This window comes from Paenibacillus sp. JT22N7, from assembly GCF_059383875.1.
This window is the reverse complement of the sequence record NZ_JBXENY010000008.1, coordinates 274,096-297,304: the sequence shown is the minus strand read 5'-3', so window position 1 is coordinate 297,304 and position 23,209 is coordinate 274,096. Positions and strand designations below refer to the sequence as shown.

Sequence of the window (23,209 nt, the reverse complement as noted above, 5' to 3'; positions counted from 1 at the left end):
GCCGCCTCCTAGAACAACCGGGACTCGGAATATTTTTTCGATACTTTATTCGCCATCATCACGAGCACGAAAGCAATGACAGACTGCATCAGGCCAACAGCCGCGCCAAAGCTGTAATTCGGGAAGCCGTCGCTTGCGAACGCTTGGCGATACACGTAGCTTTGAATGACATCCGCCGTATCGTAAATGCTCGGATTGTACATAAGCAAAATTTTATCCAGATCGACGGTCAAAATTTGGCCGATAGCCAAAATGAACATGACGACAATCGTGCTGGAAATCGAAGGCAGCGTCACATGAATAATTTTCTTAAATCGGTTCGCGCCATCAATGTCCGCCGCTTCATACAGATGCGGGTCGATGCTCGTCATCGCCGCCATATAAATAATGGCGCTGTAGCCGAATAGCTGCCATACGTTAAGCATGACATACAGCGGGCGGAACCAGCCGGGATCAGCCATGAAGAATACGCTTTCAAAACCAGCGAAATTCAGCATTTGGTTCACCAGTCCGCCCTGCGGCGACAGCACTTTATACAAAATCGAAACGATAACCGCTGACGAAATAAAATAGGGGAAGAAGCTGAGCGTTTGCACGAAACGCTTCACCGCCGACAGCCGCACCTCGTTAACGAACAAGGCGAAAATAATCGGAATCGGAAACACAAACAGCAAATTGAAAAAAGCGAGCAGCAATGTATTTCTGACCAGCTTCCAGAAATAAGGGTCGCTCATGAACTTGCTGAAATGCTCGAGGCCAATCCATTTGCTGCCCATTATGCCTTTGAAAATGCTGTAATCCTGAAACGCTATGACCAGCCCGAACAGCGGCAGCAGCTTGAATAGAATTAAATGAACCAGACCCGGCAGCAAAATCAAATATAAAATTTTGGCGTCCCACATCCGCTTAAGCAGTCCGCTGTTTTTGGATGTTGCCCGTTTTACGATTGAGCTCATCTCAGCCCACCTCTGGATTCAAATTGAAGGGCAGCCCCTCTCTTCCCCTACGCCGGAGCGAAAGGAGCCGCCTAAAGCTTATTTAGACATAGCGTCGTATGCGGCCTGGTCGATTTCGGTCAGCTTGTTGTAGCCTGCCTGCTCCATTTCGCCGAGGAAAGCATCCCACTCCGTCAGGCTGCGCTGGCCGCTGATGAATTTCACAAGCGCCGCATTAAGCGCCTGCTTCACATTCGCGAGAAGCACCGTTCTTTCTTTCAATTGATCCGTTGAATATTTCAGCGAGCTGAATTCCTTGGATGTATATTTATCGAAAAACGTTGTTGCAAAAGACTTCGTCAAATCATCCATCCACTGGTAATACGCTTCATTGTTGACAGGTACCGGGAACGTCAGGCGATCCTGAAGGAAGTTCCATACCGGCGTGCCAATCGGCTTATTGCCCTGCTCCTCGAATTTGACGGTAAATGTCTTCTTGCCGCCTTCCTCCTTATACGACTTGCCTTCTACACCGTAGTCCATCAGCGTTCTGCCCTCATCCGAGAACATGTAATCCATAAATTTGATAATGCCTTCCGCTTTGTCCTCCGCCTTCTCATTAATGACGAAAACCCGGTCCATTCTGTATTTCTCCTCAGTTGGAGGCAGCATCGTCTGATTGCCGTCAGCGTCTTTGAACGGTTCCATTACTTTAATGCTGTATTTCGGATCATTTTCCGGTCCGCCGTTGTTCATGAACCACGATGGACGTGTGAAGAAGTCGCTGCTGATTGCGCCTTGGCCCGTCAGCATTTTCGTCTGCCACGATTCCTCGGTCGCAGTGCCTGCTACCCATTCTGGATCAATGAGCTTATCTTGGTACATTTGCGCATACCACTCGATGAGCGATTTAAAGCCCGGTGAATAAATATCCGATCCTTTGCCATTCTCATAAATGCCTTGCACTTTGCCATCGACGATTTTGTCATTAGCCGCAAAAGCTTCCTGAAACTTCAAAAAGCCGTCTCGCCCTGTGAATGGGTAAAAATTGGCTGTGTCCTTGTACGCTTCCTTCAGCTTTTTCAGTACATCTGTAAACTCCTGAACCGTCGTCGGGTTCGCCGTAATGCCCGCCTTCTCAAACATATCCGCCCGGTAAAAGGTTACATTCGATATCGTCGGATATTCCTGCGCCAAGCCAAAAATTTCGCCATCCTTCGTCGTCATCAGCTTGGCATAATCCGGATTCGCATCCAGATAAGCTTTAATATTGGGCGCGAATTTATCAATATAAGGCTTTAGATCAATGAACAGCCCTTGTCCGCCATATACCTCAGATTGTGCCAGCGAGACGATGCCGGAATCCGGGAACTGGCCGGAGCCGATTTTGAGCTCCAAATTTTTCTTGTAAGCATCATCATCTTCACCGCCATTCACCAGTTCAACCTTCGTATTCGTCTTTTCCTCAAGCACAGGGTACCAATTCAAATCCTGTAGCCAATTCGTATATTTTCCCGCCATCATATAGGAAAAGGTTGTCGTCCCTCCGGCCGATCCCTCATTTGTACCCGTTGAAGCTGACGGAGCCGCCTTATTTCCTCCATTGGAGCAAGCGGTCAATGCAAGAAGCAGTACCATCGACATCGTTGTAACGGATTTCCAATTCCATTTGTTGTTCATTTGAGCATTCTCCCCCAATTGTCATTTGGCTTGCATAAGTAAGCACTAACAATTTGAACATCTCCGCTTCATTGAATGTTGCTTATTACAACACATTCCGGTAAATTGATTGACCTCCTGTGAAATGTAATCGCTTTCTCGTATCTAAATTATCGCAAAATAGAGCAAATTGCAATCATTTTTTCTAAACTCCCGCTTCTGGTGAAGTTTACCTTTTGGCATTTGCAACAATTAGTAGTGATTTCCTTTCCTTTAGTTGAAGCATCATCGCTTCAGATGCCTCATTTTATAATGAAATTAGAGCATTGACTTTAAAAAATAAAGGCTGTAGCATGAAATTAAAGCGCTTACTTATCAAGTTCGCATAGACCCTCTATTTTTTTCGTTTCATTTAGCAACAGTAATGCCAATATCTATATGCGGCATATCGAAACGGGCGATCATTATTGCGGGGAACTGAACACCCAATACAACCGGCGTTATGAATACCCGCCTCTCATTCAATCAAAGGACGGAATGATCCATGCCTGCTTTGCATACGGGAACCGAACGCATATTAAATATGTCAGCTTCTCCGAGGACTGGGTACGGGGCGCTCACAAAAATAAATGGCCATGGGACAACTTCCCGATGGAATAGAGCCCTTTTTTGCATGGTAGACATATGGAATGGTAATAGCGTAAAGAAGCCCACTCCTCAAGGTGGGCTTTTTTCGCGTGTGAACGCATTGTAGTGCTGTCACAGGATTATAGAGCTTTCATATACCAGGCATCGCAGGCAAAATGCTCGGTTCCCGCCAAAGGCTGCTCCAATTGCACAAAGCCATGCTTTTTATAAAATTTATTGGCCGCGGCCATGCTCGCAAGCGTCTCTAAATAACATTGCTCATAATGAAGCTGGGCAAAGGCCAAGCAAACGTCCAGCAGCCGAAGAGCAGCACCTGTGCCTCGCGCCTCCGGCAGAGCATACATTTTTTGCAGCTCGCAAATGGCTGGGAAACCTTTAACAGGGCCAATGCCGCAGCCGGCAATGACCTTGTTATTTTTCTCCACCACCCAATATTTCGCACCGTCCTGCTGATACAAACGATAAAAATCGCCTAGCGCAGGGTCGGCCCAGGCTGTACCGGGCTTGTCTGCTCCAAACTCAATCAGGCAGGTCCGGATCAACGACTCCACCTGAGCATTGTCTCGCTCCTCTATTTCTCTTAGCTGCATGGATCGCTCTCCCTTTCTCCAATCATCGTGACCAGGCTTAATAAGGCGCTTGAACCTTTCATGTCTGAGCGAAAAATAAATTCGACAGGCAGGTCCCTATACGCTTCCGGCAGTTGATGAAAGGAGACTATACCTTCCTTTGCCGCCTTGGCGATTGCGGATTTTGGCAGCAGGGAGACACCAAAGCCCGCCGACACTCCTTTGACGATTAAATCCAATGTGCCGAACTCGCGAATTTCATAGGAAGTCCGCCCGCTTTCGTGTAAAAAATGCTCGGCCCTCGTCCGATGTGTACAGCCCACGTCAAAAAACAGCATCGGCTTAGCCAGCAGCTCGGCCATATTATCCTTGCCCGCTTCGGATACGAGTACCAGCTCCTCAGAAAATGCCTGTACACAGCTGATATTCCGTTCCTCAATCGGACCATAAACAAAGGCGCCATCAAGCTCGCCTCTAACAACCTTTTGCACGAGCGAATGGGTTCCGCCTGTAGCTAGAGATAGCTGGACAGCAGGAAACTCAGACTGATAGCGGCTAAATAGCGGAAGCAAATGCGTCAATGCGGCCGTCTCAATAGAGCCAATTCGCAGCGGCCCGACTGGCTGCTCGCCATATTTGGTTGTACGAGCCGCTTCATCCAGCAAGGCCAATATACGGTCAGCGTATTGCAGCAGATTTTCGCCCGCCTCCGTTAAAGCCATCCCTCGATTGGAGCGAACGAATAGCGGGAGCCCCAGCTCCGACTCCAAATATTGAATTCGGGTCGTTACGTTAGACTGCACATAGTTAAGCGCTTCTGCCGCCTTCGTCGCACTGCCCTCGCGGGCAACTGCACGGAATATTCGCAAATCCCCGCTTTCCATCTCGTCCACTCTTTTCTACTATGATTATTTGTGATAGCGACTATCTAATTCAATCATTTTACTTGATGATTTTCGCTGTGTACAATTCGTTTAGCTAAGGGCTACATCAACGATTAATGGCAGGAGGAATTTGGATGAAGGCAATTTCACATAGAGAAGCAAGCGGGATTGAAGGACTGCAATACGAGGAAAGTGCCGATCTCAATCCGGGGACTGGCGAGGTGAAAATACGGCTGATGGCGGCTGGAATCAACCATCGGGATTTATTTCTAATGGCGGGGCGAACGGCATCAGACGCTCCGTTCTTTCTCGGCTCGGACGGCACAGGAATCGTTGAGGCAGTCGGCAGTCTGGTCAGCAGTGCCGCTGTTGGCGATGAAGTGATTATTCATCCTTGCATAGGCTGGGAAAAAACAGATGAAGTTCCTCCAGTACCCGCTATATTAGGCGGTCCCTCAAACGGCACATTGGCCCAATATGTTATTGTTCCAGCGGCAAATGTGTTCCCCAAGCCAGCCTATTTAAGCTGGGAGGAAGCTGGTGTGCTTCCCTTATCCGCCTTGACCGCCTACCGGGCGCTGTTCACCAAAGGGCAATTGCGGCGGGGCGAGCATGTTTTGATCCCCGGCATTGGCGGCGGGGTTGCTACCTTCGCCATGCTGATGGCGCTAGCAGCAGGGGCAACGGTAAGTGTAACCTCCCGCAGCAAAACCAAGCAGCAAGCTGCTGTCGAACAAGGAGCGAGCTTCGCTTTGGACAGCCATAGCGACTGGCGCAGCAGCTTGGGGCAGCAGGCCGTCGATCTGATTCTGGACAGCATTGGGCCAGCAACCTTCGGGCAATATTTCGAGGTTATCAAGCCGAACGGACGCATCGTCACCTTCGGCGCAAGCTCCGGGGATGAAATCACGATTCCGATCCGGGCGCTATTTTTCTCTCAAATCAGTATAATCGGCACTTCCATGGGCAGCCGCGAGGAATTTGCCGCTATGCTTGCATTTGTCGAGCAGCACCAACTGCGCCCAGTCATTGACCGCATGTACAAGCTTCCTCAGATCAAAAAGGCCTTTGAACGTATGAACCGCGGCGAGCAGTATGGCAACATCGGAATTAGCATGGCTGAGGGTCCTCATGTTCCTTCTTAAGCTTCATCACATACTTCTCCAGCTGGAAGGTGAGGCTCCTAAGCTCATGCTCCTGCTGGAGCAATCCAAGCAGTGCCTGAATAATGACCGCTTTTGGATGGTCACGTGCAAATTCCTCAGCAAGCGCCTCGGTCGCATCGACGAGTTGGATCCGTCTGGAGCCTGTAATGGCCAGCTCCTTAATGACAGCGAGCAAGGCGTCCAGCAATTGGCTGCGCTTCTCTTCCATCGATATCTGTTTGCTCTTCATTTCTTGGCTTATCATATCGAACATCAACACGTCCGTTAAAATCGGTTTCTCCTGCTTGGCCAAAATATTTGCAGCCATTTCCTCCATCCGCTCTAAAACAAAGAGGGTGATATCCCGGATGCGGATCGGTCTATTTTCAAAAATCATCAGGAAGTTAAACTCTTTGATGATCCCGCCATATACCGTCACCATATCCCAAATATGAGGCTTTATTTGTTCACCAAGCAAGCGGATCAGACTGTTTTTATGAAGGTCGTACATCATCGATCTCATTTGGATGAAAAAGGGGGCCAGCTCCTTTTTCGTTTTAATTAATTCCTTAATTTCCTGCATAATAAACTTATTGATCATAAAAAACTCCAGCGTCACTTCCGTTTCCCGCACAAAAACTTCACGAGGCGTGAGCCCCTCTTCCTTAAGAATCCCTGAAAGCTGATCATCCAGCAGCTGCTGCCGACTTTTATGAACTTCCTTGAATAGTTCTTCCTTCGACGGAAAATATTTATATAAGGAGCCTTTGGCGATTCCGCAATCATCGGAAATATCCTGAATCGATGTCGCCACATAGCCCTTCTCCATAAAATGGCGAACGGCCGACTCAATAATTCTGTCTCTAATCAGGCTCAATAAAATCCCTTCTCTCAAAATCATTTGACTTTCAGCAAAAAATCGATAAAATAAAGCCTAGCGTGACCGATCAGTTTTACAAAGAAACCATGAGTCAATCTTACGAAATCTGCTCCTTCTTCGTCAAGGAGCGGCTCGCTAGCCTGTCTATTTCTTTGAGCTAAGATCGGCATACAAAACCCAAGAGAGGGCGAGGAGCCTACACATGTCTACACCAAATGCTTCACAGTTAGCCTCAGAGCCGGAATTTTCCATCAAATCGATATTGGCGCCGCTTCTTGCCGTCATTATTGGGATGATGATGGTTATTTTGGACAGTACCGTCGTCAATGTTGCCGTTCCTAATTTGCAGCATTATTTCGACAGCTCGCTCAAGACGATCCAATGGACGATCACGGGCTATACCCTTGCTTTATCCGCCGTTATTCCGCTTGCCGGATGGATGACCGATAAATTTGGCGCCAAGCGGATTTTTCTAATTACCATTGCCCTGTTTACGCTAGGCTCTGTTCTCTGCGCACTTGCGCAAACACCAGAGCAGCTGATCTTGTTCCGCGTGCTTCAAGGCATTGGCGGCGGCATGGTATCCCCGATCGGGATGGCGATGATTTTCAAAATGGCACCTGCCAACAAACGTGGAGCTGTTATGGGCATGCTCGGCATTCCTATGCTGCTCGCTCCTGCGATTGGCCCGATTTTGTCCGGCTGGCTGATCGGCTTTGCCTCATGGCACTGGATTTTTCTAATCAACCTGCCAATCGGTATTGCCGCATTATTCGTCGGTATGAAATATTTGCCGAAGCTTGAACGTCAAAAAACGCCTGCTCTCGATATTATCGGGATGATCTTGGCCCCTATCGCCTTTTCTATGCTGGCATTCGGCGTTAGCGAAGGTGGTACCGACTGGAGCTCGGCCAGAACGTTGACCGGACTCATCGTAGGCGGATCGGCACTTATTCTATTTATTATCGTTGAGCTGCTTCAGAAGCAGCCTCTGCTGGAGCTGCGTGTTTTCCGCTCGTCCGATTTTACTCGCAGTATTATTTTATCATGGATTTCACAAATTGCCTTGTTCGGTTCGATTCTGATGATTCCGCTGTATTTGCAAACCGTGAGGGATTTCACTCCGCTTGAGAGTGGTCTAACGACGCTGCCGATGGCGATCTGCTCGATGATTTTCATGCCAATCAGCGGACGGCTGTTCGATAAATGGGGAGCTCGCCCGTTAGCTATGGCCGGTTTGTCGGTGATTACGATTGCCCTGTTCTTGTTGTCCCGGATTCATGTGGATACAGCCATTGTTATGGTAATGATTCCACTTGGCATGATGGGTATGGGCATGGGCTTGTCGATGATGCCGCTTAACACCCATGTGCTGAATTCTGCGCCGCGCAGACTCGTCAGCCGCGTAACGCCTCTGACTTCAGCTAGCCAGCAGGTCGTTACTTCCTTTGCAATAGCTGGACTGACCGGCTATTTCTCCTCTCAAGCGACTGCGCATATTACGGAAGCGGGAGCAGGCGGCAACATGCTGGAAAGCACCTCTCTGGCATTTGGCGATACTTTCTTACTCGCAGCAGGCATCGCGATAGCAGGCGTATTATTGAGCACAATTTTGCGCAAGCCGAAGCTCAAGGATGATCATGAGCAAGAGGAAGATGCACCGGACCCTGCGATGATGATGGGCCATTAATTTTAAGAGACATTGTTGTTTAGTAAATGAATAAACAAATGAATAAATAAATGAAGGCTGATTCCTGCACGCTGCAGGAGTCAGCCTTCATTTATTTACATGCAAAATGCAAAAAGGCACCTGCGATCTGAGCGTTCAAATCATAGGTGCCTTTGCTGATGATGCTACTTATAATACCGCTTATTTCATACTCTCTTCTTAGTTAAGAAACCGCCGAATTCTCGAACAGCGAAACATGCAGCTTCACGACCGCCTTGCGTATCGTCATTTCCGCTTCAACGCTGCAGCATGGACGGTGGATATCATGCGGGAAAAAGACGGCAAACATGCCGGGCGTAAGCACGATGTCCGATTCATCGCTTACTTCCTTATACGACAATCGGTCGCGGCTGTCCAGCTCGTCTGCTGTAACGACTGCTTCCCCATTATCGCGGGCGACGCGAATGAGCTCCCGACCTTTCAGCAGCAGCTGAATGTCGATATATTGCTTGTGAGACTCCGCCAGCTGCTCTTCCGCCGGACGGGTCTCCACATGCTGGACGAGCACAAATAAGCGCTCGCCATCGATTTCATATTTTCCAGCCGGTGTATTCTCCGTCACTTCCTGCTCCAGCCATGCCAGTGCTTGCCGAAATGGCGGCAGCCAGCCCGGCTCCTGCTCCCAGCTGCGCAAATCGCTAATGATCATCCTAGTCCGCTCCTTTATAAATGAATTCATCCCATGTTACGGTCTGAGTATCGTGCCGCCAATATAGCGAACGCCGCCTCTTTGTTGAATGGAATCCTTCGCATCATTGAAATAATAAGTCGCCAAAATTTCTCCGGCGGTCGTCTCGACAGCACGCGGATAGCCAAGATCATTGCTGCCGCCATCATCACGTAAAATCAACTCTGGCCCCCAGCTTAGCCCATTATCCTCGCTTACCCTTGCCCGAATGCCAAATGGCGGCCTTCTGAAGCCATAGACGGCAAACAACCTGCCATCCTCCATCAGCGTCAAATGCACCGTATCGCCATGGTCGTTGATCCGCGAGACGAAGCGCCACGTCAGCCCGCCATCGTCCGAGGCGTAAAGCTCGCACCATGCCGCCACCATTGCTGGCTTGCATCTGACTGCAACCATAATGACGCCATCCTTCATGAGAACGGGGGATGGGCAAATCATCCGATACTCCTCGCTATGTGGCATTAATGACACAAGCGACCAATTGCAGCCATTATCGAACGAAGCGAAGACGACGGGGCGATCATGCGGATTATTCCGCGGCCTTGCCGTCAGAAACAGCAGCACAACGCCGTCTGGCCGTACAATATACGACGGCCTGCCCTGATAGCGGGGAATACCGCAGTCCGGAAGCATCACAGGCTCGCTCCAGGTCGCGCCTGCGTCACGCGACATTTTCACCCAAGCCTGGGCGTGATCAACCGCAGAGTTCGGCGTACACCAGCATTCGAGCAGCGTATTGGGGTCGGAGAAGTCGAAGCCCTCCTCGAACGTATGCGGCTTGCCATACGGGAGCTGATCCAGCAGCTTGTAATTGTCGGCGATTTGCGCGGCCTCCTGCCAGCTGCGGCCGCCATCAAGCGTACGGACAGCAGCGATGCGCCCGAAGGTTTCTACCCGGTCATGATTCAGGTTTCCAGGAATCTGATAGTCACAGTCAATGTTCATAAACGCGAGCAAAATGTTCCCTTCACTTATTTTCCACAAACCACCATTAAAAGGCCAAGAGCAAAACTCATTGTCTTTGCGGTAAATTTCAATATGCTGCAGCTGCTGTGGTTTCACTGGCTTCATGTATCGACTCATCTCGTCATCCCCCTTGGGCTGGCGTAAACGCACTATTTGCGGTGAAGCGAAGGCAAAGGCCCGTTTCGCGGTAAGCATAAGTAAAGCGGCCTGCAAGCGTGCAACCGAGCAAGACTTATTTTTTCATAAAAGTCCCTGCTGCCGGTACTTCTCAACCATTTGCTTCAATTCGCCATACGCTGCCGGTGTCAGCGGCGCTACCGGACGGCGCGATGGACCGGCGGGCACGCCGATCTCATTCAGCACCGCCTTCAATACCGAAGGCAGCGTGCCCAAGGAAAAGGCACTCCGCAAATCCCGCAGCACCCGCTGCGCCTCCTCTGCCTCCCTATAACGCTCTGCCTGAAAATGCTCATAGATTGCCGCCACCTGCGCCGGGAACACATTAGCCGTTGCCGCAATCGCACCGCTGCCGCCCGCCATAAGTGTCGGCAAGATAAGCGAGTCCGTTCCCGCCATCACCGAGAAGGAATCCGGTGTCTGGTCGATATATTGCAAAATCGTATCAAAGCTGCCGCTGCTGTCCTTAATGCCGACAATATTCGGGATTTTCGCAAGCTCGGCTACCGTTTTGGGCTGCAGCGCATTCCCTGTGCGGGCGGGGATGTTGTACAGCACGACGGGAATCGCAACCGCTGCCGCTACCTGTTCAAAATGATAGATCAGTTCCTGCTGTGTAAACGCAAGGAAATAAGGAGTAATGACCGAGAGCGCATCGACGCCTGCCTCTTGCAGCCGCTTAGCGAGCCGAACCGTTTCCAGTGTGCTCGCACAGCCTGCTCCGGCATAAACCGGCACGCGGCCCTTCGCTTCCCGCACAATGATTTCCGCTATCCGCACCTTCTCCTCGAAGGAAAGCGAGAAAAACTCGCCATTCGTGCCCAGACAAAACAATCCATGGACGCCAGCAGAGATGAACCGCTCCACCATTAGACAAAGCGCCTGCTCGTTCAGCTCCTCCTGCTCATCGAACGGTGTTACCATTGCCGGAATTATACCTTTCGCCAATTCCATCGCTAGTCCTCCTTTTTAAAGTAAGCCCTTACATTTTATTTCGCGCCATATGCCGCCTGCTCGCCTGCACTACGATGCCAAACTGGACACCCCCTCAAATATAATGTATATAAGATTTAAGAAGAAACTGTTGAAAGCGTGGTGCTCCAAAATGGATTTGCCGAAAATTGATAATTCTAACCTGTGGGACAAAACCTACAATCTATTAAAGGAAAAAATCATCCGCCGTGAATTTCTCGGCAATCAGAAGCTGCTCATTCCTGAGCTGGCTGCACAGCTTGGCGTTAGCCGAACGCCGATTCGCGACGCCTTGAACCGTCTGGAAATGGACGGCCTTGTGAAGACGGTATCCAAGGTCGGCACCTTCGTCAATGCCATTGAAATACAAGACGTAATGAATGCTACCGATACGCGGATGATGCTGGAATTTTGGGTGGTGGACAAGCTCAGCTCCTGCACAAAGCAACAGCTTCATGAAGAAATTAGCAGGCTGGAAAACATTGTCGAGCTGTCACTAAGCGAGCTTGAAGCCCTTCCGCTCGATCAGTATTTACAGAAAGACTATAATCTGCTGTTCCATTTGGAATTCATGCAGCTTGGCGGGAACAGCCATAATGCAGCCATCTATAAAAGCCTGATGAACTATCGTTTCATCGCTGCAAGCAGCTCGCTCATCAGCAAAGAAATGGTAGCTGCCGCCATTAAGCAGCATCAAAACATTATTGCCGTTCTAAAGCTTGGCGATGCTGAACAAATGCGCGCGGTCATTCGTGAGCATCTGGAGGACTCTAAAAATCGCCTTATCGCTAAAATCACTGCAAATGGCGGCTCCATTTAGCACGAATTTGCATTCGGTCATTCTTTTTTCCTTTTTCTGATTATTGGTTTTGCCGTTTAGCGCTTGATAGCCTTTACAACCTTTAATGATAAATGTTGTATACATCATTTAATGCTTATAATATAGCTTAACCCCTCAGCCTCGTCAATCCTTCTCTTTGCGCCTTGCCCAATTAAATGGCAAGATGACTTTTTGCTCGGAGAAGGGTACAATAAAGGGAAGTAAGCTAATATCTATTATTGATTAACAGACAAAAGGAGTGTTACAAATGACACAATATCGTGAAATAGATTCAACTGAGCAATGGGATGCCGCTTTGGAAGGCTCGAAAGACCGTGCCCTTGTTGTTTTCAAGCATAGTACGACTTGCCCGGTGAGTGCGAACGCGCACCGCGAGTTCACAGCCTACCTGGACGCTAACCCGCGTCAGGATACGGATTATGTCCTTGTTAAGGTTATCGAATCCCGTCCGGTTTCGAACAAAATCGCTGAAGATACGTCGGTTAAGCACGAGTCGCCGCAAATTATTTTTATCCAAAATCAAGAGAAGGTTTGGAGCGCTACGCACTGGGCGATCACGTCCGAGCATATTACAGCGGTTCTTGACTAATCGAATGGTAACTGCAAAATAGCTTTCTTTTGTAAAAGCTTAAAGACCGGGCCGCTTGTTTTCGCAAGCGGCCCGGTCTTTTTGGTATGTGCAAAGGGCTGGGCTTCTATGCCCAGCGGTAGTAAATGCCTTTCTAAGTGCCTTTCTAACCGCTTCCCGCTGAATAGGGTTCATTTGCAATAAAACTGTCCCTTTTTTAAAGGCCGGCTTGTCCTTGGGAGGGAAAAAGAGTGTTCGAACGGATTTCTTTTGCGTTCGGATGCAAAAAGACGGTGTTCCAGTCGCTATCGACTTGGAACACCGTCTTCATTTTTGCTGCCTTGCAGGCATTGATGTTATTCGTATAATACTGAAAGCACTTTAGCAATAACGACTGCGGATTGAGCCCGAGTTGCCGTTGCTTGCGGCGCGAAAGCGCCATTGCCCATGCCGGAAATCAGCCCCAGATGCTTAATGGCAGCTACTGCTTCCTGCGCATAATCCGAGATTTGCTCAGCATCCGTGAAGGAGGCTGCTGCGCCCGTAGGTTGCGCCGCCCCTGCATCTGCTGCGAATCCGCTTTGCTTCGCAGCGCGGTACAGCATAACCGCCATCTCTTCTCTTGTAATGGAAGCGTTGATGCCGAAGGAGCCGTCCGCTCTGCCTTTAATAATGCCATTCTGCTCTGCGGCAAGGACAGACTGTTCATACCAGCTTCCAGCCTTGATGTCGCTCAGCTTCGTTGAAGCGCCGTCTTTGCTCGCAAGACCGAACGCCTGAACGAGCATATGCACAAACTGTGCACGGGTAACGCTGCCCGCTGGCTGGAATTTGCCTGCTGCCGTGCCTTGAACGATGCCTTTGGCAGCAAGGCCTTCAATTGCGATCTTTGCCCATGGATACTGTGCGATATCATCGAACGAAACGTCTGCGTAAGCCGCTGCATAACGGCTGAAATGCGCCGCCTGGAATACGATTACTTGATCCTTTTCGCGATAAACACTGCTATGGACAGCTTCCAAACCGCCATTGCTATTCAAATAATAAACGATTGCCTGATGCGGCTGCTCGCCTGCTTTCAGCGTGTACGGCAAGGCAACTTCCACTTGCCCTTCGTTCCACGTTAATTGCTTGCCATCATGGACGAGCAACAAATCGTAAACTTGATGCGCGCCAACCTTCGCGCGTTCCTCCGCTGTAAGGGCAGCCGAGTCTACCTTCTCGGCTGTGAAGGCCAGCATTGCGGCGGTGTTTTGCGCCGCTGCGCTGGCAAGGGCTTCGACGGCGACGCTAATTCGTACGCCGTCCAGCCATACATGCAGCACCGGAACGTTGTGATCGGTGAGCTCTTTAATAGCAGCCGCGGGCAGCTGTACGACTGCCTGCTGCGGTGCAGCTGCTGGAACGACGCGAATCGTGACGTCGTTCCCGTTCGCCTGCGTCGCCGCCTTGCTCAGCTCGCTGGCAGCGACTGTCGCGACCAGCTTGCCGGAAGCATCCGGCACGCCGTTCGCGATTGTAATTACAGCAGCAGCCGATGGCGCTGCTGTTGGCTGCGAGCTCGCCGTCGGAGTAGCCGGCGACGACGTGCCCGGCGCTGGCGTCACCGGAGATGCCGTTGGCGCCGGCGTCGCTGGTGATGGCGTCACCGGAGATACTGTCGGTGTCGGTACCTCTGGCGATGGTGTTACCGGAGGTACTGTCGGTGTCGGCTCCTCTGGTGTTGGCGTTGGCGTCGGCCCCTCTGGCTCCGTCGCCACCTCCAGCCCTGCAAGCGCAGCTGTCACTGCTGCTGCGCTCGCAGCCACCTGCGCCTGATCAGCTTCCTGATCAGCGCTTGCCCGCTGCGCTGCAGCCAACGCTTCGGCAAGCACGGACCAGCTTGCTGCCGTGTACTGGCTTTGCGTCAAGCCAGCTGCTTCAGCAATTGCGGCATTCAGCTCGGCCTTATCAGCCAGAGCCAGCCCGAATGCCTTGAAGTCCATCATGCCGACCCAGCCTTGGCCTTCGGTAATCGTCACCTTGAGATAACGACCCGTATTATTGTCCGTCAGCTTATGGCTGTCCGAAGGCATCGCCAGCGTTTGCGTATCCGCTGCTGTACGGAACGTTACGCCATCATCGGAAATTTCCACCTTGTAATGGACGACTCCCGCCCATTTGTTGAGCACCACTTTTTTCACTAGCGAAGCTTGGCCCAGATCGACCATCCACCAGCTGCCAGCCCCTTTATCTGTTCCCCACGAAGTGCCTTCATTTTGATCGACTGCCCCTTCTGGAGCGTTGGTCTTGCCGCCGCCGCTGCCGGCGTTGCTGGAAGAAGTTGCTGCTTTAAACGCTGCAATATCCTGCAAAGGCTTAAGCGCTTGAATCGCGGAGGCAAGTGCTTCCGTCGCAGCCACAACCGCCGTTTGAACAGCCTGGCCATCATTGTTGACCGTCTTCGCATTCGCTAATGCAGCTTGCAGTACAGCCCATCCGGCCGCATAATATTCCGCACCGTCGAGCTGCTCTGCTGATACGATAGTGGTCACAAGCGTGCCTTTGTCCACGTTCGACAAACCATTCAGCGCTGCCTGCAATTCGGCAACTGCATGATTGACGACCGTTTGCGTAGCTCTTGCATCACCAGAAGCCGTCCGTGCAACAGCAAGCGCACTTTGCAGCGCCTGCCAGCTTTTGGCCGACCAGTCCGCCTCTTGCTTTGCTTCTGCATCGGCAATGAGCCCCGTCAGCGCCGCCTTGTCCGCAGGCACCACTTCAAGCCCAGCGACAACGGAAGCCAGCTGCCCCTGTGCCGCATCCACTTCAGCTTGCGTTACCCCTTGAGGCGTATATACCTGATCGTGAACGAGCTGTGCCTGAGCGATAGCAGGTGCAAGCTGCGGCCAGCTCTGCGGCGTAAAATCTGCCCGGGCGAGCGACTTCGCTTCAGCAATTGCGGCCGCCAAATGCTGGCGATCTGCCGGAACTGCCGTCAAGCCATGCTTATAAACGTTCAAGGAATCCAGCGCATAGCCCTTATAGGCGTATCCGCCGTTTGCTGGATATTCATCATAATCAAACATCGCATGGTTTTCCCATGCATCGCCCTCAGACGCAATCCAGCCTACATTCGATGGAATCCATGCCGGCTCCCAATAGAAAAATCCGGCTCCCTTGTTATTTTCCACATTGGAGATCAAATCCATAATCGTTTGAATCGCGTCATATTGGCCTTGAACGGTCGCGTCCCATTTCGCTCCGCCCGTTTTCAGCTTTTGGTCGGAGTTAATAATATTTTCATGGGCATCGCCATTTTTATACGAAAAAGGATACGACGTCTCAGCAATGACCACTTCCTTGCCGTAACGCAGCGCCATATCATCCATATTGATTTTCACCGCTTCCAGCGTACCGTGCCAGAACGGATAATAGGATAAGCCGATAATGTCGTAATCGACTCTGCCATTGATGCCGTCGAAGAAATAACGGAAGGTCGCATTTTTGCCGCCTTCAGCAAGATGAATCATAATTTGAACATCATCGCCGCCAGGCAGGGCGCGAACAGCCGACGAACCGCTGTTCAGCAGCAGCGCTTGATCGTCAAAATTAACCGAGCCGCCTTTGCCCGTGAGCACGCCGCTGTTGATTTCATTGCCGATTTGCACCATGTCAGGCATTGCATTTACTGCCTGCAATTCTGAAATAACCTCGTACGTGTAATCGTATACCGCTTGGCCCAGCTCAGGCATCGTCAGGTTTTTCCACGCCGCAGGTCGAACCTGCTGGCCCGGATGCGCCCAGTCATCCGAATAGTGGAAATCGACGAGCAGCTTAAGCCCCTTCGCCTTCACTCGCTTAGCGAGTCTAAGCACATCTTCCTTATCATTGTAGCCGCCCGAGTTTTGCGGATCATTCCACACCCGCAGCCGGACGTAGTTTACGCCCCGGTCCTTCAAAATGTCCAGCAAATCGCGTTCCACGCCATTGCTGTCGTAATATTTTCCGCCGTTGTCCTCAATTGCGGTCAGCGTCGAAATATCCACCCCGCGAATAAAATCGTCACGATAGCCCAGCACCGTGACCGACGCTTTCGGCTGCACGCTCGCTCCCGTTACCGTTCCTGCTACTTCAAAGCTGCCCCCACCTGTATATTTCTGCGGGTCAACAGCGTCCCATGCGACATTGACAAGCCCAAAGCTGCCGTCCGCATATGCGGCATTCACCTGTGCCGGAAGGCTCGGAGCCGTACCGCTGTAGGTTTCGATATTTACCGCGTCATAGCCGGTAATGTCCGCTGGACTTTTCACCATTTCCTTCTCTGCTACCTTTAATTCTTTAATGCCCGGCCACCAGCCGCTTCCCGCATAAAAAGAAATCGTGACACGCACATAACGCATGCTGTCCGCCTCGAATGCAAGGCTTGCCGTCTGCTGCTTTGCCGCATTAGCCGATTTATCGGCAGCGACCGTCCAGTTCACATCGTCCGGCGATACCTCTACGATATACTTGACGATTTCATCTTCCTTCCAGGTGATTTCCACACCAGAAAGATCATATTCGCTGCCCAAATCCACTTTAAGCCAGTGTGTCGGACTTACAGCGCTTGCTGCGCTCCATGCCGTATCCGGATTGCCATCGACCGCGTATTCCTTCGGCTGGCCCCACTGCGGATCTATATATTCTTGGCTTGCTGTAACGATTTTGCCAAGCGCCAAATTTGCTGCAGCTGCCTTTACCGCCGCTTGCGGCCAGGCCATCTGTGTCATAAATAGCGCTACGACCAGCACGAGGCTGATGTACCCTTTCCCCTTTTTCATGTAAACCTCTCCCTTGATTATATTGTTTCTCCATGCTTCATCTAATTGTAAGCGATTTTATGAAAAGCGATATACATACCAAAAGCAACATTCTAGCATTTTATGCAACCTGTTTGACGCCGCACATTCCGAATTTTGGTAGCGCTATCATTCATAGGGTTTTCATAAGCGAAACCTGCGCAAACAGACACTTCAAATACTATCGATTAGAAAAATCCTGAATTAACGCGCTTAAGCCCCAGCCCGGGGATTAACGAAAATTTCGGCTAATCACTTGTTATACTCAAGCCGATGTTTTATATTGACATAACAGTAGGTCAAAAATTAAAGAGGTGAACGAACGAGATGACTCCACGCACGAAGGAACAAAACGATGAGATCCGGCTGCGGCGTTTGGCGCAAATCCGGAAAGCCGCTGCCGATGTGTTTTTGAATAAAGGGCCTTTACTGGAAATCCGCGATGTGGCCTCGCAAGCGGGACTCGGTTATGGCACGGTATACCATTATTACAGCAATAAGGGCGATTTGCTTCAAGATTTGCTATGGGATGCGTTCGAGCGGGCCGGCGATTGGCTGGTAGCCCCGCTAGAGGCAACGCTAGAGGCTCCGCTGGAGGTCTCCCGCGCTTCGGCCTCAGGGAAGGCACCGACGGGCAGGCATTTCAGCTTGGCTGCTGAGGCGGACACCGGGAACTCGGCTACCGCGGATTCCCGAAGCGGAAGCAGCGAAACGGCCGCTGCCGCAGAGCTTGGCCCCGTCGCCGCCGCAGGCTTCCGGCTGCTGCAGCTATGGGCGGAGGACCGCGCCCTTTACCTATTGTTTAAGATGGCCGGAGAGGACTTTGCCTCGCTGCCAGAAGCGCGCTCGGCCACGCTTTCGGCCGCCTTTCGTCGTGAGGTGCTGGCGCCGCTTGCCGCGCTGCTGGAAACCGGGCGTGAGCCGGACGGGGCTGCCGCTTCCGGCGAAAACGCGGCGGAGCCGCCGTATCAGCTACAGCGCGCGGAAATGCTGCTGGCCGCCTTGGTCGGCTGCGCCTCTATTTCGCTTCGCCGCGGAAAACTGCAAGAGGAGGCCGGCGATATCGCCCGTTTTTTAAAATTATAGAATGGATAAGGAGCGAATAATGACAGATGATCATACTAAAATCACCTAGGGAAATCGAAGAGATGAAACCAGCGAGCCAAATCGTTGTGGACTGCTATCGCGAGGTGTCCAAACTGATCGAGCCTGGGATCACCACCCAGGAAATCAATGACTTTGTTGCCAAACACATCACCAAGCTGGGCGGCAAGCAGTTTACGAAAGGATACAACGGTTACCCCGCCGAAACCTGCATTTCGGTCAACGATGTGGTGGCTCACGGCATTCCGTCGAACCAGGTGGTTATGGACGGCGACTTGCTGAAGCTCGACATTGTCGTGGAATACGGCGGATGGTTCGGCGATTCGTGCTGGTGCTATGCGGTGGGCAATATCCGGCCGGAGGCGCAAAAATTAATGAAGGTGGCAAAGGAATGCTTGGACCTGGGGATAGCCCGAGCGCTCCCTGGAGGCCGGCTTGGCGACATCACGTCGGCGATTCAAGAGCATGCGGAAGCGAATGGATTTTCGGTCGTACGCGATCTGCTGGCGCACGGGATCGGGCGGAGCCTGCACGAGGAGCCAAGCTACGAGCATATCGGCGTAGCTGGCAAAGGCATTCGGTTAAAGGAAGGCATGGTGTTTACGATTGAACCGATGATCAACGAAGGTACGTTCCGTATCAAGATCGACGACGATCGGTGGACGGCGAGAACAGCCGACGGCAAGCTGTCGGCGCAATATGAGCATACGATTGCAGTCACGTCCGACGGACCGCTGATTTTAACGGCCCATTAAAAATAGAGGCAAACGGACGGGAATGCGTCATTAAAGGAACTAAGTCGCTAACCCAGCCTGCTTGCCCTGACGAAAGTTCGTAATCCAAAACGACGAATAACCGCGCTGCCGCAAAAACAAGGCTGCTCTCCGTTTCCGGAAAACAGCCTCCTGTACATCCTCTAAAACCCACACGATTACCTTTGTCACACTATTCTTTAACCGAGCCTACGACGAGGCCTTTAACGAAAAACTTTTGCAGAAACGGATAAATTATGAGGACAGGAAGAGCGCCGATAAAAATTTGCGCTGCACTAACCGTCTTCTGCGAGATCAAGGCAAGCGATACGGGATCAAGGCTCATGGAGCTCATGTCGCGTGAAATAATGACCGTTTGCAGAAAGGTTGCCAGCGGATATTGGTGAACGCCTTCTGTGTACAGCAGGCCGTCAAACCACGAATTCCAATGGAACACGATGCTGAACAGGCTGAGCGTTGCAATGGCTGGCTTGGATACCGGCAGAAAGATCGTGAACAGCACCCGGAAGTGGCCTGCTCCATCAATCATAGCTGCTTCCTCCAGCTCCTTCGGAATGCCCCGGAAGAAGTTCATCATCAGAATCGTTAAATAAATATTAACCGCTCCGGGAAGCACCAGTGCCCAGAAGGAGCCCATCAGGTTCAAATTCTGGATCATCATATAGAAGGGAACAAGCCCGCCGTTAAAGACCATCGCGAAAACGAAAATCCAGGAGTAGTAAGAACGTGCCTTGAAGCTCGTGCTTTCTCTGGAAAGCGGGTAGGCTGCCATAAACGCCAGCAGCAGCGTAAGGGCCGTGCCAATGGACGTCCGCATGATAGATATCCAGATCGAGTTTAGAAAGATCGGGTTGTCGATCGTTTTGCGATAAGCCTCCAAAGTGAAATCTACCGGCCACAAATTAACGATATTGGCATCGGCCGCCGACTTCGCGCTGAATGAAATGGCCAATACATGAACAAGCGGGATAATGCACAGGAGCGAGATAAACAGCAGCCCTGTATTATTGAGTATAGAAAATATGCGGTATGACAGTGTTTTGTGGTACATTCTAGGCTCGCTCCATTCTTAGAAAATTCGATAGTTTGCCCATTTATAGGCCATGCGGTATGAGACGAAAATCAAGATCATGCTGATAATGGATTTGAATAATCCGACCGCTGTTCCAAAGCCCATTTCCCCGCTTATAATCGCTGTACGATAAACGAACGTATCAATAATGTCGCCTTTATCGTAGACTAGCGGGTTATACAGGTTGAAAATTTGGTCAAAGCCCGCATTCAAAATGTTGCCGAGTGCCAGTGTACCTACGACAATCGCCATCGGCACCATCGAAGGCATCGTAATGTGAAGCGTCTGCTTCCAGCGGCTTGCGCCGTCCACTTCGGCCGCCTCGTACAGCGAGGGGTTGATGTTCGAGAGAGCTGCCAGAAAGACAATCGTTCCGTAACCAAACTCCTTCCACACCTCGGAAATAATAACCGTAAAGCGGAACCAATTGCCTTCTCCAAGGAAGAAGATCGGTCCGATCCCGACCATGCCCAGAATCCGGTTTACAAAACCGCCATCGCTAGACAATATGTCGATCAAAATACCGCCCAAAATGACCCATGACAGGAAGTGGGGCAGATAGACCATCGTTTGCACATAACGCTTGAAAAGCTCCTTGCGCACCTCATTTAAGAAAAGAGCAAAGATGAATGGAGCTGCGAGGTTAAAAATAATTTTCAAAACCGCAATGACCAGCGTGTTCCAAATAACCTCCAGGCTGTCCTCCCGCTCAAACATGTAGCGAAAATTATCGAGACCGATCCATTCCGAGCCTGTAATGCCCAGCCGGGGCTTAAAGTCTTGGAAGGCCATAACAATGCCCGCCATTGGCAAATAGCTGAACAAAATCAGAAAAACAAGGGATGGCAAAATCATGAGATGGAACGGCCAGTGGCGCTTTAGCTGCCTCATATTGTAGTATCCTCCTGAACGCATTTGTATGAATTACCTCAATTATAGCAACGCCCCAAACCGCCTGAACACATGACGGAACCAACATTGATGGCACTATTGCAACTACTTTTCACAGGAAACTCTCATAAAAAACAAAAGCAGCCTGCCGAGGGCAGACTGCTTTGCTGACTTGCACTATTTTACAGATGCATACCATTCATTTACTTCCTTCGTAATTTGCTCGCCGCCGGATTTATTCCAGTTGGCAACGAATGTATCGAAGGCATCAATCGGCTTTGTGCCGTAAATAATTTCGTTAAACGTTTGAAGCTCGATTTTTTTCAAGTAATCCATTTTCGACTTCATCGTCGGCGTTGTAGGACCCGTAAACATGTTCATAAGCGCAACATCCTTCTGGGACATGAGCACCTTCGCCGCTTCTGGCGTTTGCTTGCCAAAGCTGTTGGCAATGTCTTTCTCCAGCTTCGTCTCCGGCTCCTTGCCATCTGCAAGCGCCAGCAGAGCTGTCATTTGCGCGTCTGGAATACGGGCGCCATCACGAACGAGGAAATAACGAACAATGTTAATATAGCCTCCAGGGATATCATCTTGATAAAGCGTGTTGCCATTGGCATCAACATCATAGTCATAACCTTTGAACATGCCAACCTCAAGCGGGCTGCCCTTCGCAGGGTTTGCGAAGTTGTCAAACATCCAGTTCTCATAAGTGAACAAAGCCTCAGGATGCTTAATATCTTTGTTGATCAAAATAACAGCGCTGGAAAATGGCGTGCCATGGCTTGTCGCTTTGCCGTCAGGACCTTTTGGCAGTGCGATCGGCGTCCATTTTGCGGTTGGCACGTTTTTCGCTGTATCGACAAGCGGCCAGCCGCTCATCCAGTACGGTCCAGGAATAATGCCCGCTGTTCCTGCAACTGCTGGCTCAGCCGTTTTGTTCTCATCCCATAGAGCTGCTTCCTTAGGAATAAAGCCTTTTTTGCTCCATTCCGAAAGCTTCAAGAGGCCCTGCTTCATGCCTGTGTTAATGGAACCATATTCCAGATTTCCGTCAGTTCCAACATTCCATTGCTCTGGCATCGCGCCATAAGCGCCAAAAATCCATGATGGGTCGCCCATCCAGCTGCTCAGCTTCGTTTTGAAGCCAATGCTAAGCGGCGTTACTTTATCAGGAGCCAATCCGTCCGGATTGTTGTTTTTGAAAGCTTCCATCACAGTTTCCAGCTCGGCAATCGTTGTCGGAGCCTTCATATTCAGCTTGTCCAGCCAATCCTGGCGGATCCACAGCAAGTAGTCGTTGTTATAAGCATAATCCAGTACGGGAATACCCATTTTTTTGCCGTCGCGAATATATGGATTCCATACGTTAGGATCAAGCTCCATCGCTTTTTTCCAAGTATCATTTGCGTATTGGTCAAACAGGTCGCCAGCTTCGCGGAAATAGCCGGAATCGACCAGATCAGCTACCAGCTGCGGATCATTATTGCCCACTACCAGCACGTCAGGCATATCCTGTCCCGAGGACATGGCCAGGCGCAGCTTTGTAGCTAAAGCATTGTTCGTATCCGTTACAGACCACAGCGATTTGATCTCGATGCCGAGCTGCTCCTTGGCCCATTTTGTCGCTACGTTGTTCTCAATCGTTTCACCATTTTTATATTTCACCTCAGGAGCTACCCCCCATACGGTCGTCAATGTAACAGGCGGATCATATTTCTCTTTATATTCATTTCCTGTTGAAGCTCCTGTGTTCGTGCTCTCGCCCGTTCCTTTGTTGTCCTTGCCGCATGCTGCGAGCAGGCCGACAACGAGAATGAGGCTTAGTACGAGCAGCAGCTGCTTTTTGTAAGCGCTAATCATTTTTGTTTTTCCCCCTCCAACTGTGTGT

General features: G+C 50.7%; 18 protein-coding genes. 6 read left to right on the top strand and 12 right to left on the bottom strand.

The genetic code is table 11. From position 1 onward, the window contains the following. Positions 1-8 precede the first annotated feature (8 nt). The 4 genes from AC50Y5_RS22270 to AC50Y5_RS22255 form a co-directional block, all read right to left on the bottom strand. Positions 9-956: an ABC transporter permease gene (locus AC50Y5_RS22270; RefSeq protein WP_056031900.1), complete on the bottom strand. Its 948-nt coding sequence runs from the start codon at positions 954-956 to the stop codon at positions 9-11. 78 nt (positions 957-1,034) lie between these two features. Further along, a complete protein-coding gene (locus AC50Y5_RS22265; RefSeq protein ID WP_056031903.1) occupies positions 1,035-2,615 on the bottom strand; it encodes an extracellular solute-binding protein in 1,581 nt (526 codons plus the stop codon). A 746-nt stretch (positions 2,616-3,361) separates the two neighbouring features. Then, a complete protein-coding gene (locus AC50Y5_RS22260) occupies positions 3,362-3,832 on the bottom strand; it encodes a GNAT family N-acetyltransferase (RefSeq protein ID WP_494863821.1) in 471 nt (156 codons plus the stop codon). Then, positions 3,823-4,695, bottom strand: a complete 873-nt coding sequence (locus AC50Y5_RS22255) for a LysR family transcriptional regulator (RefSeq protein ID WP_056031908.1) — start codon at positions 4,693-4,695, stop codon at positions 3,823-3,825. Before AC50Y5_RS22255 ends, AC50Y5_RS22260 begins: the two co-directional genes overlap by 10 nt. Before the next feature lie 134 nt (positions 4,696-4,829). Here AC50Y5_RS22255 and AC50Y5_RS22250 point away from each other — a divergent pair, with 134 nt between their 5' ends. Next, a complete protein-coding gene (locus tag AC50Y5_RS22250) occupies positions 4,830-5,840 on the top strand; it encodes a zinc-binding dehydrogenase (RefSeq protein ID WP_056031911.1) in 1,011 nt (336 codons plus the stop codon). On the opposite strand, the gene AC50Y5_RS22245 is transcribed toward AC50Y5_RS22250, so the two are convergent. Beyond that, entirely contained in the window at positions 5,806-6,717 is a 912-nt protein-coding gene (locus AC50Y5_RS22245; RefSeq protein ID WP_056031914.1) for a TetR/AcrR family transcriptional regulator, read from the bottom strand. The two genes, AC50Y5_RS22250 and AC50Y5_RS22245, sit on opposite strands and share 35 nt — an antisense overlap. A gap of 205 nt (positions 6,718-6,922) precedes the next feature. Here AC50Y5_RS22245 and AC50Y5_RS22240 point away from each other — a divergent pair, with 205 nt between their 5' ends. After that, positions 6,923-8,410: an MDR family MFS transporter gene (locus AC50Y5_RS22240; protein WP_056031917.1), complete on the top strand. Its 1,488-nt coding sequence runs from the start codon at positions 6,923-6,925 to the stop codon at positions 8,408-8,410. A 202-nt stretch (positions 8,411-8,612) separates the two neighbouring features. Here AC50Y5_RS22240 and AC50Y5_RS22235 read toward each other — a convergent pair whose 3' ends face one another. The 3 genes from AC50Y5_RS22235 to dapA all read right to left on the bottom strand — a co-directional run bounded on the left by AC50Y5_RS22235 (position 8,613) and on the right by dapA (position 11,234). Further along, positions 8,613-9,098 (bottom strand): NanQ anomerase/TabA/YiaL family protein, encoded by a 486-nt coding sequence (locus tag AC50Y5_RS22235; protein WP_056031920.1) that lies wholly within the window; start codon positions 9,096-9,098, stop codon positions 8,613-8,615. 36 nt (positions 9,099-9,134) lie between these two features. Further along, positions 9,135-10,220 carry a sialidase family protein gene (locus AC50Y5_RS22230; RefSeq protein WP_494863817.1) on the bottom strand — a complete coding sequence of 362 codons (1,086 nt, stop codon included), beginning with the start codon at positions 10,218-10,220 and terminating at the stop codon, positions 9,135-9,137. Between the two features lie 123 nt (positions 10,221-10,343). Next, positions 10,344-11,234, bottom strand: a complete 891-nt coding sequence (gene dapA, locus AC50Y5_RS22225; protein ID WP_494863815.1) for a 4-hydroxy-tetrahydrodipicolinate synthase — start codon at positions 11,232-11,234, stop codon at positions 10,344-10,346. Positions 11,235-11,385: 151 nt separating this feature from the next. Here dapA and AC50Y5_RS22220 point away from each other — a divergent pair, with 151 nt between their 5' ends. Both AC50Y5_RS22220 and ytxJ read left to right on the top strand, forming a co-directional pair. After that, positions 11,386-12,072 (top strand): GntR family transcriptional regulator, encoded by a 687-nt coding sequence (locus AC50Y5_RS22220; protein WP_494863813.1) that lies wholly within the window; start codon positions 11,386-11,388, stop codon positions 12,070-12,072. A gap of 268 nt (positions 12,073-12,340) precedes the next feature. Next, complete coding sequence (ytxJ, locus tag AC50Y5_RS22215; protein WP_056031932.1) at positions 12,341-12,682, top strand: bacillithiol system redox-active protein YtxJ; 342 nt, start codon at positions 12,341-12,343, stop codon at positions 12,680-12,682. A 335-nt stretch (positions 12,683-13,017) separates the two neighbouring features. Here the strand turns inward: ytxJ and AC50Y5_RS22210 are convergent, their stop codons facing one another. Beyond that, positions 13,018-17,463 carry a glycosyl hydrolase 53 family protein gene (locus AC50Y5_RS22210; protein WP_494863811.1) on the bottom strand — a complete coding sequence of 1,482 codons (4,446 nt, stop codon included), beginning with the start codon at positions 17,461-17,463 and terminating at the stop codon, positions 13,018-13,020. A gap of 345 nt (positions 17,464-17,808) precedes the next feature. Between AC50Y5_RS22210 and AC50Y5_RS22205 the strand changes: the two genes are divergently transcribed. Continuing rightward, positions 17,809-18,567, top strand: a complete 759-nt coding sequence (locus AC50Y5_RS22205; RefSeq protein ID WP_494863809.1) for a TetR/AcrR family transcriptional regulator — start codon at positions 17,809-17,811, stop codon at positions 18,565-18,567. A 26-nt stretch (positions 18,568-18,593) separates the two neighbouring features. Further along, positions 18,594-19,340: a type I methionyl aminopeptidase gene (gene map, locus AC50Y5_RS22200; protein WP_056031944.1), complete on the top strand. Its 747-nt coding sequence runs from the start codon at positions 18,594-18,596 to the stop codon at positions 19,338-19,340. A gap of 190 nt (positions 19,341-19,530) precedes the next feature. Here map and AC50Y5_RS22195 read toward each other — a convergent pair whose 3' ends face one another. The 3 genes from AC50Y5_RS22195 to AC50Y5_RS22185 all read right to left on the bottom strand — a co-directional run bounded on the left by AC50Y5_RS22195 (position 19,531) and on the right by AC50Y5_RS22185 (position 23,181). Beyond that, positions 19,531-20,409, bottom strand: coding sequence for a carbohydrate ABC transporter permease (locus AC50Y5_RS22195; RefSeq protein WP_046231688.1), 879 nt, complete (start codon positions 20,407-20,409; stop codon positions 19,531-19,533). An 18-nt stretch (positions 20,410-20,427) separates the two neighbouring features. Further along, entirely contained in the window at positions 20,428-21,321 is an 894-nt protein-coding gene (locus AC50Y5_RS22190) for an ABC transporter permease (protein WP_056031947.1), read from the bottom strand. Between the two features lie 177 nt (positions 21,322-21,498). Next, a complete protein-coding gene (locus tag AC50Y5_RS22185; protein WP_494863806.1) occupies positions 21,499-23,181 on the bottom strand; it encodes a type 2 periplasmic-binding domain-containing protein in 1,683 nt (560 codons plus the stop codon). Between the last annotated feature and the right edge of the window lie 28 nt (positions 23,182-23,209).